The organism is Stenotrophomonas sp. GD03819 (genome assembly GCF_029841665.1).
Taxonomy (GTDB): Bacteria; Pseudomonadota; Gammaproteobacteria; order Xanthomonadales; family Xanthomonadaceae; genus Stenotrophomonas; species Stenotrophomonas geniculata.
Genome location: NZ_JAOCEW010000007.1, coordinates 65,677 through 83,415, shown reverse-complemented (window position 1 = coordinate 83,415; position 17,739 = coordinate 65,677). Strand labels below are relative to the sequence as shown.

Sequence of the window (17,739 nt, the reverse complement as noted above, 5' to 3'; positions counted from 1 at the left end):
CGCCGGCCTTTTCATGGATCAGGTCATGTCGACCAGATTGTCGATCTTCACGTCCGGGTTGACGTCGGCCTCGTAGTCGACGCCCTCCACGCCAAAGCCGAACAGGCGCAGGAAGTCGGCCTTGTAACCGGCCAGATCGCTGATCTCGTACAGGTTCTCGTTGGTCACCTGCGGCCACAGCGCAACCACCTTGCCCTGCACGTCCGCCGCCATTTCCTTGTAGTCGGCACGCAGGCGGCCTTCCTCATCGACCAGCGCAACGGTATGGCCCTCGCCATCGACCAGGTCGTGGCGCAGGCGATCGATCGCCACGCCGTCGGCCTTGCCGCCGTAGAGGATGTCGTACAGCACATCCAACTGCTCGATGCAGCCTTCGTGGGTGCCCTTTTCCTTCATCACCTTGAACAGCAGCGACAGGTACAGCGGCATGGTCGGAATCGCCGAGCTGGCCTGGGTCACCACCGCCTTCAGCACCGATACGCGTGCATCACCACCAATCTTGGCCAACTTCTCGCGCAGGCCCAGCACCTTGGTGTCCAGGTCCTTCTTGGCGGCACCGATCGAGCCGTTCCAGTAAATCGCCTGGGTGATCTCTTCGCCCACATAGGTGAAGGCGGTGGTGGTGCAGCCGTTGGCCAGCACGCCGGCATCGGCCAGCGCGTCGATCCACATCTGCCAGTCCTCACCGCCCATCACCGCGACGGTACCGGCGATTTCTTCCGGGGTGGCCGGCTGCAGATGGGTCTCGGTCAGCACTTCCTTGTCGGTATCCAGGCCACGCAGCGTGATCGGCTCGCCGATCGGCTTCAGCGTAGAGCTGATGATTTCACCGGTCTTCGGGTGCTTGCGGCGCGGCGCTGCCAGGCTGTAGACGACCTGATCGACCTGGCCGAGATCGGCCTTGATCATCTCGATGGCCCTGGCCTTCACTTCATCGGAGAAGGCATCGCCGTTGATGCTCTTGGCGTACAGGCCGGCTTCGTCGGCGTACTTGTGGAATGCGGCCGAGTTGTACCAGCCCGCGGTACCCGGCTTGGTCTCGCTGCCCGGGCGTTCGAAGAAGATGCCCAGGGTCGCGGCGCCACTGCCGAAGGCAGCGGTGATGCGCGCAGCGAGGCCGTAGCCGGTGGAGGCGCCGATCACCAGCACGCGCTTGGGGCCGTTCTGGATCGGCGGGCGCGCGCGGATGTAGTCGATCTGCTGCTTGACCGCGGCGTCGCAGCCGGTCGGGTGGGTGGTGACGCAGATGAAGCCGCGGACGCGCGGTTTGATGACCATGGATACCTCGGGTTGGCAGATGCGGCGCGCGGGGCGCTCAGCAGGAATATGGGTGCGCGCATGCGCGCGCGAACCGCAGGATCGTAGTGCGCGGGGGCCGAATGCACAACCGACGCTGCCGTAGGGTGGTGTTTCTTTTGCAGGGTTGCACCCTGCACCCGCAGAGGCCTGAGCAACGGCCAGAGCCAGAGCAACGTCAAAAGCTGGGTTCCTGGGGGTGGGCGGGGTGGGTCCGGTTGAGGGGGGACGCTGCAAGTCCCCCTCCGGGGCCCGGCCCAGCCGCTGGCGGCTGTGCGTTCGGGCGCTTGCGAAGCAATGCTTCGCAAGCAAAGCGCCCTCACCCATGTAAGCTCGGTCGCCGCATCCATGCGGCTCACGCCCCCTCAACCGGACCCACCCCGCCTTCGACAGACTTCCGCGATCTGTTGGAACGGCGTGCGACCTTGGTCGACACGGTTGAATTCATTCGATATCTGACAGATGTGTCGACCAAGGTCGACACCTACCGACAGCCGCAGGAATCTGTCAAAGGTGGGGCGGTGTCGGAGTGCGGGGTGTCAGCCGCATGGATGCGGCTGCCAAGCCTACAGGGACGTACTTGCGGCGCCCCCGCACTCCGACACCGCCCCACCAATCCACGGAATGCCCGCTGTTGCTGTTGCTGTTGCTGTTGCCTCTGCAGGTGCAGGGCTGCAAGCCCTGCCAACAAAAAACCCCGCTTGCGCGGGGTTCTCTGTGCATTGCGTGCAGCGCGAACGCTTACGGGCGACGGGCCAGGGCCTCGACGTCCTTCGCCTTCGGCAGCAGGTCCTGCTTGCTCACGCGCAGGAAACCGATCGTCAGCATCGGCACCGCCACCAGGATCGAGGACAGCACCACGATCACCGCACCGATCATGTGCGTCTCGGCCAGGCCTTCCATCGAGCTGCCGCCGTACATGTACAGGGCCAGCGCCGACAGGAAGAACATCACCGCGGTGATCACCGTACGCGACAGCGTCTGGTTGATCGAACGGTTCAGCACTTCCATCGAGTCCACGCGCAGGCTGCGGAAGTTCTCGCGGACGCGGTCGAAGACCACGATGATGTCGTTGATCGCAAAGCCCATCACCGACAGCAGGCCGGCCAGCACGGTCAGGTCGAACTCACGGCCCAGCAGGGACACGTAAGCCACCGTCACGATCAGGTCGAACATGGCCACGATGCTGGCGGTGACCGCGAACTTCCATTCGAAGCGCACGGCGATGTAGATCAGGAAGCCGGCCAGCATGAAGATGGTGGCGTACAGGCCATTCATCGCCAGGTCCTTGCCGATCTGCGGGCCGACGAACTCGTTGCGCAGTACGGTTGCCTGATTATCAGCCGTGGACAGTGCCTTCACTACAGCGGCAGCGGTAGCCTTGTCTTCGGTGGCGGCAGCACCCGTGCCCGGAGCATGCTCGCCGTGTGGCGCCAGGCGGATCAGCAGGTCGGTGTTGCCACCGACGCTCTGTACCTGGGCGCCGTCGAAGCCATTCTGCTCGAGCTTGGTGCGGACCTGCTCGACGTCCACCGCCTTGTCGAAGCGGGCTTCGATCAGGGTGCCGCCGGTGAAGTCCAGCGCGTAGTTGAAGCCCTTGAACGCGATGATGCTGATCGACGCCAGGAACACCACGATGGTGACTGCCATGGCGACATGGCGCCAGCGCATGAAGTCGATCTTGGTGTCGTTCGGGAGGATGTGCAGCGGAAACAGTTTCATTGTGCGTGTCGTCCCGTCAGATGGCCACGTTCTGGAGCTTCTTGCGACGGCCGTAGATCAGCGTCGCCAGCGCACGCGACACGGTGATCGCGGTGAACATGGAGGCGAAAATACCGATGATCATGGTCAGCGCGAAGCCCTTCAGCGGACCGGTACCGAATGCAAACAGCGCCACACCGACGATCAGGCCGGTCAGGTTGGCGTCGAGGATGGTGCCCGAAGCACGCTCGTAACCGGTCACGATCGCGGTTTTGCCCGGCACGCCGGCACGCAGTTCTTCACGGATACGCTCGTTGATCAGCACGTTGGCGTCCACTGACAGGCCGACCGACAACGCCAGGCCGGCAAAGCCCGGCAGGGTCATGGTCGCGCCGAACAGCGACATCACCGCCACCACGATCAGCAGGTTGAACAGCATCGCGATCGAGGTGATCACGCCGAACATACGGTAGTAGACGCTGAAGAACACCAGGGTGAACAGGAATGCGAACACCACCGCGCGCATACCGTTCTTGACGTTCTCGGCACCCAGGCTCGGGCCGACCACGCGCTCTTCGACGAAGTCCATCGGCGCGGCCAGCGAGCCGGACTTCAGCAGCTTGGCCAGGTCCTCGGCTTCCTTCTTCTGAAGGCCGGTGGTCTGGAAGTTCTTGCCGAACACGCCGTTGATGTTGGCCACCGAGATCACTTCCTCGTTGACCTTGAAGCCACGCACTTCCTGGCCGTCGACAACGGTCACGGTCGGTACGCGCTCGGTGTAGACCACCGCCATCGGCTTGTTCACGTTGGCGCTGGTGAAGTCGAACATGCGCTGGCCGCCGACATTGTTCAGCGTCACGCTGACCGCCGGAGAACCGCTGTTCGAATCGGTCACCGCCTGCGCGCCGACCATCTGGTCACCGGTGACGATCACGCGCTTGTTCAGCAGGACCGGACCACCGCCATCACGACGCTGGTAGACCTTCGCTTCCGGCGGAATGCGGCCGGAGTTGATGGCGTCCTGTGCATTGCCGTCAACCACCGCGCGGTACTCGAGGGTAGCGGTGGCGCCGATCATGCGCTTGGCTTCAGCGGTGTCCTGCACGCCCGGCAGCTGCACGACCACGCGGTCGGCACCCTGGCGCTGGATGATCGGCTCGGCCACACCCAGCTGGTTCACGCGGTTGCGCAGGGTGTTGATGTTCTGCTCGATGGCGCCGTTGGCGATCTGGGTGATCTCGGTTTCCGGCACGGTCACCGTGATGCGATTGCCACTGACGTCGTAGCCGAGGGTCGGCTGCGCCTTGACCAGGGCAGTGCGGGCACGCTGCGCGGCGTCGTCACCGGCGGACGGGCTCAGGTTGGCCACGATACTGTTGTCAGCACGGCGTTCCACCGACTGGTACGGAATGCGGGCGTCGCGCAGGGTGCTGCGCACGTCTTCGGTGTAAGCATCCAGGCGCTTGTCGAGCGCGGCCTTCTGGTCGACCTGCAGCACGAAGTGCACGCCGCCCTGCAGGTCCAGGCCCAGCACCATCGGGCGACCGCCGAGGTTGGCCAGCCAGTCCGGCACGGTCGAGGCCAGGTTCAGGGCCACGGTGTACTTCTCGCCGACGGTGTCACGCAGGGCGTCGCTGGCAGCGGACTGCGCCTTCAGGTCCGGCAGGCGGACGATCAGGCTCTCCCCTTCCTTCTCGGCACCGAGGGCGTCCACACCGGCCTTTTTCAGGTCGGCCAGCACACGGTCGCGCAGCGCGTCGTCGACCTGTCCGCCACGGTTGGCGGTGATCTGGACGGCCGGGTCCTTCTGGTAGATGTTGGGCAGCGCGTACAGCGCGCTGAGCGCCAGTACGATCAGGATGACGACGTACTTCCAGCGTGGAAATTCGAGCATTGCTTGGGTCCCGCGCGGCGCCATCCCCGGCGCCGCGGTTGTGCATCGGAAAGGGAGTGGCTTACTGGGCCGACTTCAGGGTACCGGCCGGCAGCACGTTGCCGACAGCGCCCTTCTGCACGCGGATGCGCACGTTGTCAGCCACTTCGATGGTGATGAAGTTGTCGCCGATGTCGGTGACGATGCCGGCGATGCCGCCATTGGTCAGCACTTCATCGCCACGCTTGATCTTCTCCAGCATGGCCTTGTGCTCCTTCTGCCGCTTCATCTGCGGGCGGATCATCAGGAAGTACATGATGGCGATCAGGATGACCGGGAACAGCAGCGTGGTCAGGCCCATGCCCTGCGGTTGGCCGCCGGCGGCCTGGGCGTGGGCGGCGGGAATCAGGAAAGCAAGCAGGTTCATCGTTGGTCCTTTGGTTGGGCGGCGCTCCGGCCCTTTCACGGGCACGGGGTGTCGACCGCGGATCTGGGTCAGCCTTGAAGTATGCCACGGCCCCGGGCGTTCGTCCTTGGGCCGTTTGGCAGGGGGTACTCGGTTTACAGGGGCGGCGCGACCGCCCCGCGTGCCGCGTAGAAAGACTCACGGAAGGCCAGGAAGGTTCCCGCTTCGATGGCCGCACGGATGTCGGCCATCAGCTTTTCGTAATAGAACAGGTTGTGCAGGGTACCCAGCATCGGCGCCAGCATCTCGTTGCAGCGGTCCAGGTGGCGGAGGTAGGAACGGGTGTAGCCACCGGTGCAGGCCACGCAGCCGCAGCCGGGCTCGATCGGATCCATGTCGCGCGCGTACTGCGAGTTGCGGATGCGGACGGTGCCGAACGAGGTGAAATAGTGGCCGTTGCGCGCGTTGCGGGTGGGCATCACGCAATCGAACATGTCCACGCCACGTGCGACACCCTCGACCAGGTCTTCCGGCCGGCCCACGCCCATCAGGTAGCGCGGGCGGTCACCCGGCAGCTCCGGGTCCAGGTGGTCGAGCATGGCATTGCGCTCGTGCTCCGGCTCGCCCACGGCGAGGCCGCCGATGGCGTAACCGTCGAAGCCGATCGCCTGCAGGGCCTCGGCCGAGCGGCTGCGCAGGTCGGTGTGCACGCCCCCCTGGACGATGCCGAACAGGGCCGCGTCGTTGCCCAGCTCGTCATGCGCGTTGCGGCTGCGCTGCGCCCAGCGCAGGCTCAGTTCCATGGAACGGCGGGCGACGTCTTCGGTGGCCGGGTACGGGGTGCACTCGTCGAAGATCATCACCACGTCCGAATCGAGCACCTTCTGGATCTTCATGCTCTCCTCCGGGCCCAGGAACACGCGAGCGCCGTCGGTGGGCGAGGCGAAGGTCACGCCCTGCTCGGTGATCTTGCGACGGTGGGCCAGCGAGAACACCTGGAAGCCGCCGGAGTCGGTCAGGATCGGGCCATCCCAGCGGCAGAAGCCGTGCAGGCCGCCGTGGTCGGCGATGATGTCCAGGCCCGGGCGCAGGTACAGGTGGAAGGTGTTGCCGAGGATGATCTCGGCGCCCAGCGCGCGCACCTGGTCCGGCAGGATGCCCTTGACCGAGCCATAGGTCCCCACCGGCATGAAGGCCGGCGTTTCCACCGTGCCACGCGGGAAGGTCAGGCGACCACGGCGGGCACGGCCGTCGCGGGTCTGGAGCTGGAACTGCAATCGGGACATGGAGCGGTCGTTCAGGCAAATAGTCGCTCATTGTCTCCCAAAACCGGCTCGACCGCCCATTCAGGCCTGAACGGCACGGCAGTAGAGCCACGCCATGCGTGGCTTTCCTGGTCTCCAGGCACCTGCAAGTGCGCACCAACGGTGCGCACCCACCACAAGCAGGCAGAGGTCAGCGCCCTACCCCGCTTGCGGGAACAGCAGCATGGCGTCGCCGTAGCTGAAGAAGCGGTAGCGCTGCTCGATCGCGTGCTGGTACGCCTCGAACACCCTTTCCTTGCCGGCGAACGCGGAGATCATCATCAGCAGCGTGCTTTCCGGCAGGTGGAAGTTGGTCACCATCGCGTCGACGCTGCGGATGCGGTAGCCCGGGGTGATGAAGATCTGCGTTTCACCGGCGAACGGCAGCAGCTCGCCATCGCGCATCGCGCTTTCCAGCGCGCGTACCACGGTGGTGCCGACGCCGATCACCCGGCCGCCGGCCGCGCGCGTGCGCCGTACCTGCTGCACCAGCTCAGCGCCGACGTTCAGCCACTCGCGGTGCATCACGTGATCCTTCAGGTCATCGGCGCGCACCGGCTGGAAGGTGCCCGCGCCGACGTGCAGGGTGACATGGCCGAAGTCCACGCCCTTGTCCTTCAGCGCGGCCAGCAGCGGTTCGTCGAAATGCAGGCCGGCGGTCGGCGCCGCCACCGCGCCCACTTCGCGCGCGAACACGGTCTGGTAGCGCTCGCGGTCGTCCACGCCCGGCTCGCGCTGGATGTACGGCGGCAGCGGCAGCCGGCCGGCATGCAGCAGCCACTGTTCCAGCGATTCCGGCACGTGGAACTGCAGGACGTAGAACTCGCCATCGCGGCCCAGCACCTCGGCTTCGCCACCGGCATCCAGCGCGATGCGGCTGCCGGCCTTCGGCGACTTGCTGGCGCCGACCTGGGCACGGGCCTGCTGGCCGCCGAGCAGGCGTTCGATCAGGATCTCCACGCGGCCACCGCTGGCCTTCTGCCCGAACAGGCGCGCCGGGATCACCCGGGTGTCGTTGAACACCAGCAGATCGCCCGGCTGCAGCAGGGATGGCAGATCACGCACCTGCAGATCGGTGAAGCCATCGGGCGCCGGCGGGACCAGCAGCAGGCGGCTGGCGGAACGTTCGGCCAAGGGTGCCTGCGCGATCAGTTCAGCCGGCAGGTCGTAGTGGAAATCGGACTTCTTCAAGGCAGTGGGCGGCAACAGGTCGACAATGGCGCGCATTGTACGTCCAGCGTCTGCGAGCCGGCGCGCTTCGCGGCGAACGTCGCGCAAAATGCTGCTATGCAGCAGGTTTCTGCGGGGTTATCGCGCAAAAAAACAAGTGCTAGCATCGAGCCGGAAGTCCGCTGCACGAGCCTGCCCCCAAGCGCGCGTGATGACGCGCGTTTTGCTTTTGAAGACCCGTGCGACCCATTGTTTCAGGAGATCTGCAATGAGCTTCATCGAACGCCTCGCCCCCCTGCGCAACCAGCCCGGCACCCGCCTCACCTCCGGTCTGGACGATGCCACCCTGACCACCCTGTCCGCCAACCACCCGCAGCTGATCGCTGCGGTGGATGCCGCCGCCGAGGAATTCGCGCGCGTGCAGGCCGACCTGGGGCCGCTGCTGGCGCAGGACGAACAGGCGCAGATCGACGCGATGCAGGACGGTTTCGTCAATTTCTATGCCGATGACGCGGTGACCCCGTACGTGGCACTGGCCGCGCGCGGCCCGTGGGTGGTCACCCTGAAGGGCGCCGTGCTGTACGACGCCGGCGGCTACGGCATGCTCGGCTTCGGGCACACCCCGGATGCCGTGCTGGAGGCGATGGCCCGCCCGCAGGTGATGGCCAACATCATGACCCCCAGCCTGTCGCAGCAGCGCTTCATCACCGCCCTGCGCGCCGAGATCGGCCACCGCCGTGGCGGCTGCCCGTTCGCCCGTTTCATGTGCCTGAATTCCGGTTCCGAGGCCGTCGGCCTGGCCGCCCGCATCGCCGACGTCAACGCCAAGCTGCAGACCGACCCCGGCGCGCGCCACGCCGGCGCCGCGATCAAGCGCGTGGTGGTCAAGGGCAGCTTCCACGGCCGTACCGACCGCCCGGCGCTGTATTCCGATTCCAGCCGCAAGAGCTACATGCAGCACCTGGCCAGCTATCGCGGCGAGGACTCGGTGATCACCGTGGCGCCGTACGACGAGGCCGGCCTGCGCAAGGTGTTCGAGGATGCCGCACGCAACCAGTGGTTCATCGAAGCGGTGTTCCTGGAGCCGGTGATGGGCGAAGGCGACCCCGGCCGCTCGGTGCCGCCGTCGTTCTATGCCGTGGCCCGTGAACTGACCCGTGCCCATGGCAGCCTGCTGCTGCTCGACTCGATCCAGGCCGGCCTGCGCGCGCATGGCGTGCTCTCGGTGGTGGACTACCCGGGCTTCGAAGGCCTGGACCCGCCGGACATGGAGACCTATTCCAAGGCGCTCAACGCCGCGCAGTACCCGCTGTCCGTGCTGGCGGTAACCGAGCATGCCGCGCAGCTGTACCGCAAGGGCATCTATGGCAACACCATGACCAGCAACCCGCGTGCGCTGGACGTGGCCTGCGCCACCCTGGCCCAGCTGACCCCGCAGGTGCGTGCCAACATTGCCGAACGCGGTGCCGAGGCCGTGCGTAAGCTGGAACAGCTGAAGAACGAGCTGGGCGGGCTGATCACCAAGGTGCAGGGCACCGGCCTGCTGTTCTCGTGCGAGCTGGCGCCGCAGTTCAAGTGCTATGGCGCCAATTCCACCGAAGAATGGCTGCGCCAGCACGGCATCAACGTGATCCACGGTGGCGAGAATTCGCTGCGCTTCACCCCGCACTTCGGCATGGACAGCGAGGAGCTGGACCTGCTGGTGGGCATGGTCGGCCGCGCCCTGCGTGAAGGCCCGCGCCGCGAGCAGGCGGCGGCGGCGTAACCCCCGCTTCGGTAGAGCCGAAGGCAGCGGCAGGAGCCGCTGCCAACGTCGCTGGCGACGGCCCGAAGGGTGCCGGTCAGGACGACCGGCATAGCCCATGCTCGGCTGGCGCCTTTGCCGCGATCTGAACGAAGAGCAGCCGAGCGCGGCTCGGCTCTACAGAAGGCCTCTCAAGGCCTCATAATCCTTGGGCACCCCGTCCCTGACCGCCCTGCGGTCGGCGACGGGGCGTTTTCGTTTCCGGCCAAGAGACAGGAAGATCCATGAAATCGATCTGTGTGTACTGTGGTTCCAACGCTGGCAGCAAGCCGGCCTATACCGAACGCGCCATCGCACTGGGCGACCGCATCGCCCGCGACGGCCTGCGCCTGGTGTATGGCGGCGGCAACGTCGGCCTGATGGGAACCGTGGCCAATGCCGTGCTCGCCGCTGGCGGCGAAGTGACCGGCGTGATCCCACGTCAGCTGGCCGACTGGGAAGTGGCCCACCGCGGCCTGACCGAACTGGAGATCGTCGGTTCGATGCATGAGCGCAAGTCGCGCATGTTCGACCTCGCCGATGGCTTCGTCACCCTGCCCGGCGGCTTCGGCACCATGGAAGAGATCTTCGAGATGCTGACCTGGCGCCAGCTGGGCATCGGCAACAAGCCGTGCGCGTTCCTCGATGTGGAAGGCTTCTATGCCCCGCTGATCGGCATGATCGATCGCATGGTGGAAGAGCGCTTCCTGCACCCGGACCAGCGCCAGGACCTGTGGTACGGCTCGGACATCGAAGCGATGCTGGAGTGGATGAAGAACTACCAGCCGGCCCAGGCCTCGAAGTGGATCGACGAGAAGCGTCGCGCCGCCCTGCGTTGATGCAGCCGCACGCGGTGGCTCAGGCCCCCGCGTGCGACCACGGGGCAGGCCGCCCCAGCAGATAGCCTTGGCCGTAATCGCAGCCCAGTTCGCGCAGGGTCTGCCGCTGCGCCTCGGTCTCGATGCCTTCACCGATGGTCTCGATGCCCAGCGTGCGCGCCAGCGACAGTACGCCTTCGACCAGCGCGCGCGTGCTCTGCACTTCCGGTCCATGCAGGCCGGCGATGAAGCTCTGGTCGATCTTCAGCGTACTGATCGGGAAACGGTGCAGGTAGGACAGCGCGGAGAAGCCGGTACCGAAATCGTCCAGCTGCACCTGGATGCCGCGCTCGCGCAGCCCCTGCAGGATGCGCAGCGTGTGCGGGCCATCGTCCAGCAGCGCCACCTCGGTGATCTCCAGGCGCAGCCGGCGCGGATCGGCACCGCAGCTGTCGAGCAGGCCGAACAGGCGGTCACTGAATTCGGCGGAGCGGAAATGCCGGGGTGAGACGTTCACCGAGACGTAGCCGTCGCCCCCCTGCGCCAACCCTGCAATGACCTGCTCGTAGATCAGCCAGTCGACCTGTTCGATCAGGCCGCTCTCTTCACCCAGCTCCAGGAACGCGCCCGGCAGCAGCAGGCCGCGGCGCTCATGCTGCCAGCGCAGCAGCGCCTCGTGGCCCACCACCTCGCCATCGGACAGGCGCACGATCGGCTGGTAGAACGGCACGAAATCGCGGTTGTTGATCGCACGACGCAGGTCGGCTTCGAGGTCCAGGCTGCGCATGGCTTCTTCGCGCATGTCCTCGTCGAAGATCGCACAGCGGTCATGGCCCTGCGCCTTGGCCCGGTACATCGCTGCGTCCGCGTCGCGCAGCAGCTCTTCACCGGTGCGGTAGCGCGGATTCCACAGGGCAATGCCCAGGCTGCCGGACGGAAACAGTTCGCGCCCGGCGATCCACATCGACTCCTGCAACGCCAGCAGCAGGCGCTGGCCAAAGTCCAGCGCCTGTGCCAGGCCCTGGGGGCACTGCAGCAGCACAGCAAACTCATCACCGCCGAGCCGTGCCACCACATCTTCGGTACCGGCCATCGATACGATGCGCTTGGCCACTTCCACCAGCATGCGGTCACCGGCAGCGTGGCCGATACTGTCGTTGACCAGCTTGAAGCGGTCCAGGTCGAGGAACAGCACGGCGAACACCGGGCCGCCCTCTCGCTTGGCCAGTGCCAGCGCATCCTGCAGGCGGTCCAGCAGGTGCAGGCGATTGGGCAGGCCGGTCAGCGCATCGTGCATGGCCTGGTGGGTCAGGCGTTGCTCGGCCCGCAGGCGTTCACCAATCTGCCCGAGCAACTTCTCGTTGACCTCGGCCAGCTCGCGGGTACGTTCTTCCACGCGCTTTTCCAGTTCGGCATGCGCCGAACGCAGCCGCTGCTGGTCGCGCTGACGGGCCAGGCCGGTACCGATGTTCTGCGCAACGAAGGTCAGCAGGCGCTGGTCATGCACGCTGAAAATGCTGTTCTCGCTGTAGCTCTGCACCACGATCGCGCCGACCACTTCGTCGTCGCGCAGCAGTGGTACGCCCAGCCAGCAGTGCGAACGCGCACCGGATTCACGCACTTCGCCACTGGCCAGCAGTGCATCGATCTGCGCGCGCGAGGCCAGCAGCGGGCGCCGGTTGCGCACCACGTATTCGGTCAGGCCCCGGCTGAAGGGCCGTGGCGCGCGGCTGGCATTGTGCTCGTCCACCGAATACACGAAATCCAGGCCGTTGCCGGCCGGGTTGACCAGGGCGATGTAGAAATTTCGTGCGTCGAGCAGGCGCCCAACCACGCCATGCACCTGTCCGTAGAACTGGGCCAGGCTGTCGGCCGACATCGCCATCTCGGCAATGTTATAGAGCGCGGTCTGCAGCTGTTCGGCGCGACGCCGCTCGGTTACTTCGTCCTGCAGGCTGTGGTTGGCGCGCTGCAGTTCCTGGGTACGCCGCTCTACCTGCTGCTCCAGCCGCACCTGCGCCTGGCGCCGGTCCATCGCGGTCTGCACATGCTGCGCAACGAAACCCAGCAATGCGCGCTCGGCCTCGCCATAGCGGGCCGCCTGTTCATAGCTCTGAACCACGATGGCACCGCATACACGGCCATCGCGCAGCATCGGCACGCCCAGCCAGTCCAGGCTTTCCGGCCCACGCTGCGGGTCGTGCTCCTGTTCCATCACCTGCGCCAGCAGTTTGCGCGAGGGACCACTGAGCGGTTTGCCATGGCGCAGCAGCGCCACGGTCAGGCTGCGCGGCATCTCGCTGGCGTCATGGCTCTGCGTGGGATCGGCGACGAAGTCATCGACCTGATCGGCGAAGTACAGGAACCGGATCTGGTCGCGCACATCGTCGTATTCGACGATGTAGCAGTTCTCGGCATACATCAGCGTGCCCAGCACACCATGCACGTGGCGCAGCATCTCGGGCATTTCAAGGTCGGCACCGGCCAGGTCTGCAATCTGGAACAGGGCCTGCTGCAACCGCTCGGCCTCTTCCAGTGCCTTGATCTGGCCGGCCTGGCGGCCGCGCTGCAGCGCCAGCTCCATCGCCTGCCGGGCAACGCCCCACCATGCCGGCGAAGGCACTGCGCCTTCGACCGACAACAGCAGGCGCGCACCATCATGTTCCCAGCCGTGCTGGCCATCGCCCGCGCCGGGTGCCGCCGCATCACCTCCGGCAGCCGCTGTCGGCCACCCCCCCTGGCCACGACCGAGCTGCGGGTCGTCCCAGCCGACGCGGACCACGGCCGTTTCCGGCAAAAGCGCATGCAACGCGCGCACCAGCGCCGTGCTCAGCACGGCCTCGTGTGGTGGCTCTTCCGCCGGTTCAGCATGCGTGGACAAATGACAATCTCTTGGCGCCGTCGGTGCGTCGCCTCCCCTGAGCCGCCGAGCATAGCGCGCCACCCGGGGGGCAATGGAAGCCCGTAAACCCCGAATCGTGCGCCCGTACGTTTTTCCTGCTGTCCGTAGCCCCTTCCGAGCCATGACCCTCGCCCTGCCCGCCCCCGCCACCGGCTATGCGCCATCGCCTGCAGGCCTTACCCTGTACGCCGTGGAAGCCAGCGCACTGCCAACCGATGAAGCCTTGATGCTGGCCTGGGCCGGTGGTGACCTGCGCGCATTCGAAAGCCTGTATGCGCGCCATCGCAAGCGCCTGTTCGGCTTCCTGCTGCGGCAACTGCGCGACAACGCGCTGGCCGAGGAGATCTTCCAGGACGTCTGGCAGCGGGTGATCAGCGCCCGCGCCGGCTGGCAGCCCGAGGCGGCGTTCAGCACCTGGTTGTTCCGCATTGCGCACAACCGCCTGAATGACCATTGGCGTGCCGCCCGTCATCGCCCCGCCGCGCCGGCCGACGCCGATCTGCGCCTGGCCGCGATCGAGGATGGGCAGACCCCGGAAGGTGAGCTTTCCGAATTCGAACAACGTCGCCGCATCCAGCTGGCGATGGAACAACTGCCGCCGGAGCAGCGCGAAGTGCTGCAGCTGCGGCTGGATCAGGAACTGAGCCTGGAGGAGATCGGCCAGATCACCGGCGTAGGCCGGGAAACCGTGAAATCGCGGCTGCGCTATGCGATGGACAAGCTGCGTGCGGGATTGAACGCATGAACCGAGACGAACCGCTGACGCCGGAAGAACGCGAGCTGTCCCGCCTGCTCGGCCGTCGCGCCGATCAGGCACCGCCCGCCGCACTGGACGCCGCCATCCTGGCCGCGGCCCGCGCTGCCGTGGACGCTCCGGCTGCCGATGCGGTCGCCTCTCCCGAGGCGCCGCCCACGCAGCGCACACGCCCGCGTTGGCCGGCGGTGTTCGGCATCGCCGCCTCGATGGTGTTCGCCATTGGCATCGCCTGGCAGCTGCGTCCGGAACCGCCGCCGGTTCCGGCCGGTGAGGCCGCTGTTGCTGCGGCACCGGCTGCTGCAGAAGACGTTGCGGCTGCCGATCAGGCCGCTGACAGCGGTGCGGCCGACAGCGCGGTGGCGGCTGCGGAACCGGCCGCTGCGCCCGCAGCGCCCGAGGCAGGCCCTGTTGCCGCTGCCCCGGCACCGGCACCGGTCATCGCGCGCACGCGCAAGCCTGCGCCGGCCGAGTCCGCTGACGCGCCGGCCCAGGCTGCACGATCGATGGCTGCAGATGCCGCCGCCGATACCTCCTTTGCGGCCCTTCCGCCCGCTCCGGCCGCAGCGCCGGCAGCGGCGCCGCCTGCGCCACCGGCACCCGCCGCCTACTCGGCACCGGCACCGGCATTCGCGCCGGTAGCGTCCGGGGCGCTGAAAGCACGCACGGCCGCAGCACCGGCAGCGAATGCCGCCGAAGTCGAGCGGGCGCAGGCGCTGGACCGGGTAGAAATCACCTCGATGAAGCGTGAGGCTCCCAGCCGTTCCGCACCAGGCATCATGCGCCGCAGCACCGATGCGGGCCTGAGCGCGGACGCCGTGCAGGCCGAGGTGGACGCCGACGCACGACTGCCGCGTCGGCAGTGGCTGCAGAAAATCCGTACGCGACGCGACGACGGCCAGCGCGATCTGGCCCGTGCCAGCCTGGAGCGTTACATGCAGCAGTACCCGGAAGCGCGCCTGCCACGCGACCTGCGCCCACTGCTGGACGACTGAAGCGGACGGGAATACCTGGCAACCCCGTAGAATGGCGGGAATGCTCGATACTCTCGCCCAGCCGGTCAGCCACACGCTGGAAGTCAAACACAGCCGTTTCATCGCCCATGCCGCGCCGATCGAAGGCGCCGCAGCGGCCATGGCGTTCCTGCAGCAGGTCGCGGTGGCCGATGCCACCCACAACTGCTGGGCCTACCGGCACGGGCAGGACTATCGCTCCAGCGACGATGGCGAGCCGGCCGGCACGGCTGGACGTCCGATCCTGGCGGCGATCGACGGCCAGGGTTTCGACCGGGTGATGGTGGTGGTGACCCGCTGGTTCGGCGGTATCAAGCTCGGCGCCGGTGGCCTTGTACGCGCCTACGGTGGCGCCGCCGCCGAGTGCCTGCGTACCGCGCCGCGCCTGCCGCTGCTAGCGATGGCCCGGCTGCAGCTGCTGGCCGGCTTCGAGGATCTGGGTACCCTGCACGCCACCCTGCCCGCCTTCGGTGCCGAAAAGCGCGATGAACAGTTCGATGCCCATGGCGTGTGCCTGCGGATCGAATTGCCTGCCGATCAGGTCGACGCATTGAAAATCCGCCTGCGCGACGCCACCCGTGACCGTATCCGCATAGAAGACGACGACCAGGATGACTGACAAGGACGACGCCCCCGCTTCGACTCCGCCGCTGCGGCGCCTCGGCAGCCTGCGCACGCTGTGGCCATTCGTGCGCCGCCATAGCGGGCTGTTCACCGCCTGGCTGCTGGCCCTGGCGGTGTCTTCGGCCGCCACGCTGAGCCTGCCGCCGGCGGTGAAGCAGATGATCGATCATGGTTTCAGCAGTGGCGGCCAGATCAACCGCGCCTTCGCCCTGCTGATGCTGGTGGCGGTCGTGATGGCGTTGGGCACGGCCGCGCGTTTCTACTTCGTGTCGCTGCTCGGCGAAAAAGTCGTGGCCGACCTGCGCAGCCAGCTGTATGCCCACCTGATCCAGCTGGGCGCCGGCTTCCACGACCGCAGCCGCAGCGGCGAACTGGTCTCGCGCCTGACCGCGGACACCGAACTGCTGCGCAGCGTGGTCGGCTCGACCATGTCCGTAGCATTGCGCAGCACGGTCACTGTCATCGGCAGCCTGGCGATGCTGTTCGTCACCAGCCCGCGGCTGGCCGCATGGTCGCTGCTCGGCATTCCGCTGGCGGTGCTGCCGATCATCATCGGCGCACGCAAGCTGCGCACCGTCGCACGCAACAGCCAGGACCGCATCGCCGATGCCAACAGCCTGGCCAGCGAGACGCTGGGCGCGGTGCGCACGGTGCAGGCACATGCACGCGAACCATACGAACGCGGTCGCTTCGACAAGGCGCTCGGTGACGCCATCGGCGCCGCCCGCCGCCGCATCGGTGCGCAGTCGCTGGTCACCGCCAGCGCCATCCTGCTGGTGTTCGGCGCCATCGTCGGTGTGCTGTGGCTGGGCGCGCACGACGTCATCGACGGCCGCCTCAGCGCCGGCACGCTGGGTCAGTTCGTGCTGTATGCATTGATCGGCGGCGGTTCGGTGGGCGCGCTGGCCGAAGTATGGAACGAGCTGCAGCGCGCGGCCGGCGGCATGGGCCGCATCGGCGAACTGTTGCAGGAAGACATCGAGATCCGCGCGCCGGCCCAGCCGCATGCACTGCCGCAACCGCTGCGTGGCGAGATCCGGTTCGACGACGTGGTGTTCCACTACCCGCAGCGACCGGACCAGGCCGCACTGGACCACTTCAACCTGCATGTGCGCCCCGGCGAGACCGTAGCGCTGGTGGGTCCGTCAGGGGCGGGCAAGAGCACGGTGCTTTCGATGCTGCTGCGCTTCCATGACCCGGCCAGCGGCCGCATCGACGTGGACGGCATCGACGTGCGCCAGGTCGACCCGGCCGAGCTGCGTGCGCAGCTGGCGCTGGTGCCACAGCAGCCTACGCTGTTCGCTGCCAGTGCCCGCGACAACATCCGCTATGGCCGCCTGCAGGCCAGCGACGCCGAGGTCGAGGATGCCGCACGAGCGGCCGAGGCCGACGGTTTCCTGCGCGCGTTGCCGCAGGGCTATGACAGCGAGCTGGGTGAGCGCGGTGCCCGCCTGTCCGGTGGGCAGCAGCAGCGTGTGGCGATTGCCCGTGCGCTGCTGAAGGATGCGCCGATCCTGCTGCTGGATGAAGCCACCAGCGCGCTGGATGCACAGAGCGAACACAGCGTGCAGCAGGCATTGGAACGGTTGATGGCGGGTCGCACCACGCTGGTCATCGCCCACCGCCTGGCCACCGTGCTCAAGGCCGACCGCATCGTGGTGATGGACCAGGGCCGCATCGTCGCCGAGGGCACGCACGCACAGCTGCTGGCCGAAGACGGACTGTACGCTGAACTGGCACGCCTGCAGTTCATCGATTGATGACGTCCGGCTAACATCGGCGCGGCCAAGCTGGCCGCGCAACTGCAGCATCCGCTGAAGGAGGTGCACGATGTCGTTCCGTCAGTTCCCCGCCGTCGACAGCAACGGCGAAAGTCACATCATCATCGAGTTCAAGCCCGAGGCGAATGGCAGCGGGCACCATTCCGAAGCCACGCCGCGCTACGAGCTGGATGATGGGCGGCCGCTGGTGCGCGATGGCCGCGAGTTCACCACCAGTGGCGGCGAGTTGAGGTTGACGATCTGAGGTTCGCCGGGCATGGCCCGGCGCTACCGGATTTCATTCCGCCCCGCTCTGGTGGGTGTCGACCTTGGTC

14 protein-coding genes are annotated in these 17,739 nt (G+C 66.9%); 7 read left to right on the top strand and 7 right to left on the bottom strand.

Annotated features, from left to right (window positions below; genetic code table 11):
• Positions 1-18: 18 nt before the first annotated feature.
• From fabV to queA, 6 genes are all read right to left on the bottom strand, one after another.
• Positions 19-1,278: an enoyl-ACP reductase FabV gene (gene fabV, locus N5D45_RS06150; RefSeq protein WP_010484508.1), complete on the bottom strand. Its 1,260-nt coding sequence runs from the start codon at positions 1,276-1,278 to the stop codon at positions 19-21.
• A gap of 759 nt (positions 1,279-2,037) precedes the next feature.
• Positions 2,038-3,018, bottom strand: coding sequence for a protein translocase subunit SecF (gene secF, locus N5D45_RS06145; protein ID WP_010484505.1), 981 nt, complete (start codon positions 3,016-3,018; stop codon positions 2,038-2,040).
• Between the two features lie 16 nt (positions 3,019-3,034).
• Complete coding sequence (secD, locus tag N5D45_RS06140; RefSeq protein WP_010484504.1) at positions 3,035-4,891, bottom strand: protein translocase subunit SecD; 1,857 nt, start codon at positions 4,889-4,891, stop codon at positions 3,035-3,037.
• A gap of 61 nt (positions 4,892-4,952) precedes the next feature.
• Positions 4,953-5,297, bottom strand: coding sequence for a preprotein translocase subunit YajC (gene yajC, locus N5D45_RS06135; protein WP_005409257.1), 345 nt, complete (start codon positions 5,295-5,297; stop codon positions 4,953-4,955).
• A gap of 134 nt (positions 5,298-5,431) precedes the next feature.
• Positions 5,432-6,562 (bottom strand): tRNA guanosine(34) transglycosylase Tgt, encoded by a 1,131-nt coding sequence (gene tgt, locus N5D45_RS06130; RefSeq protein WP_029379947.1) that lies wholly within the window; start codon positions 6,560-6,562, stop codon positions 5,432-5,434.
• A gap of 177 nt (positions 6,563-6,739) precedes the next feature.
• Complete coding sequence (gene queA / locus N5D45_RS06125) at positions 6,740-7,807, bottom strand: tRNA preQ1(34) S-adenosylmethionine ribosyltransferase-isomerase QueA (RefSeq protein ID WP_010484499.1); 1,068 nt, start codon at positions 7,805-7,807, stop codon at positions 6,740-6,742.
• Positions 7,808-8,018: 211 nt separating this feature from the next.
• Between queA and N5D45_RS06120 the strand changes: the two genes are divergently transcribed.
• Positions 8,019-9,515: an aminotransferase class III-fold pyridoxal phosphate-dependent enzyme gene (locus tag N5D45_RS06120; protein ID WP_043403227.1), complete on the top strand. Its 1,497-nt coding sequence runs from the start codon at positions 8,019-8,021 to the stop codon at positions 9,513-9,515.
• Between the two features lie 263 nt (positions 9,516-9,778).
• Complete coding sequence (locus N5D45_RS06115; protein ID WP_010484495.1) at positions 9,779-10,372, top strand: TIGR00730 family Rossman fold protein; 594 nt, start codon at positions 9,779-9,781, stop codon at positions 10,370-10,372.
• A gap of 19 nt (positions 10,373-10,391) precedes the next feature.
• Here the strand turns inward: N5D45_RS06115 and N5D45_RS06110 are convergent, their stop codons facing one another.
• Positions 10,392-13,232, bottom strand: a complete 2,841-nt coding sequence (locus N5D45_RS06110; RefSeq protein ID WP_057502291.1) for an EAL domain-containing protein — start codon at positions 13,230-13,232, stop codon at positions 10,392-10,394.
• Between the two features lie 247 nt (positions 13,233-13,479).
• Here N5D45_RS06110 and N5D45_RS06105 point away from each other — a divergent pair, with 247 nt between their 5' ends.
• The 5 genes from N5D45_RS06105 to N5D45_RS06085 all read left to right on the top strand — a co-directional run bounded on the left by N5D45_RS06105 (position 13,480) and on the right by N5D45_RS06085 (position 17,669).
• Complete coding sequence (locus tag N5D45_RS06105) at positions 13,480-13,998, top strand: RNA polymerase sigma factor (RefSeq protein ID WP_229301621.1); 519 nt, start codon at positions 13,480-13,482, stop codon at positions 13,996-13,998.
• Positions 13,995-15,002, top strand: coding sequence for a hypothetical protein (locus N5D45_RS06100; RefSeq protein ID WP_164194504.1), 1,008 nt, complete (start codon positions 13,995-13,997; stop codon positions 15,000-15,002). The genes N5D45_RS06105 and N5D45_RS06100 overlap by 4 nt, the downstream gene beginning before the upstream one ends.
• A 40-nt stretch (positions 15,003-15,042) precedes the next feature.
• Entirely contained in the window at positions 15,043-15,639 is a 597-nt protein-coding gene (locus N5D45_RS06095) for a YigZ family protein (protein WP_049454749.1), read from the top strand.
• Entirely contained in the window at positions 15,632-17,404 is a 1,773-nt protein-coding gene (locus N5D45_RS06090; RefSeq protein ID WP_010484484.1) for an ABC transporter transmembrane domain-containing protein, read from the top strand. Before N5D45_RS06095 ends, N5D45_RS06090 begins: the two co-directional genes overlap by 8 nt.
• 70 nt (positions 17,405-17,474) lie before the next feature.
• Positions 17,475-17,669, top strand: coding sequence for a hypothetical protein (locus tag N5D45_RS06085; protein ID WP_005409247.1), 195 nt, complete (start codon positions 17,475-17,477; stop codon positions 17,667-17,669).
• Positions 17,670-17,739 lie beyond the last annotated feature (70 nt).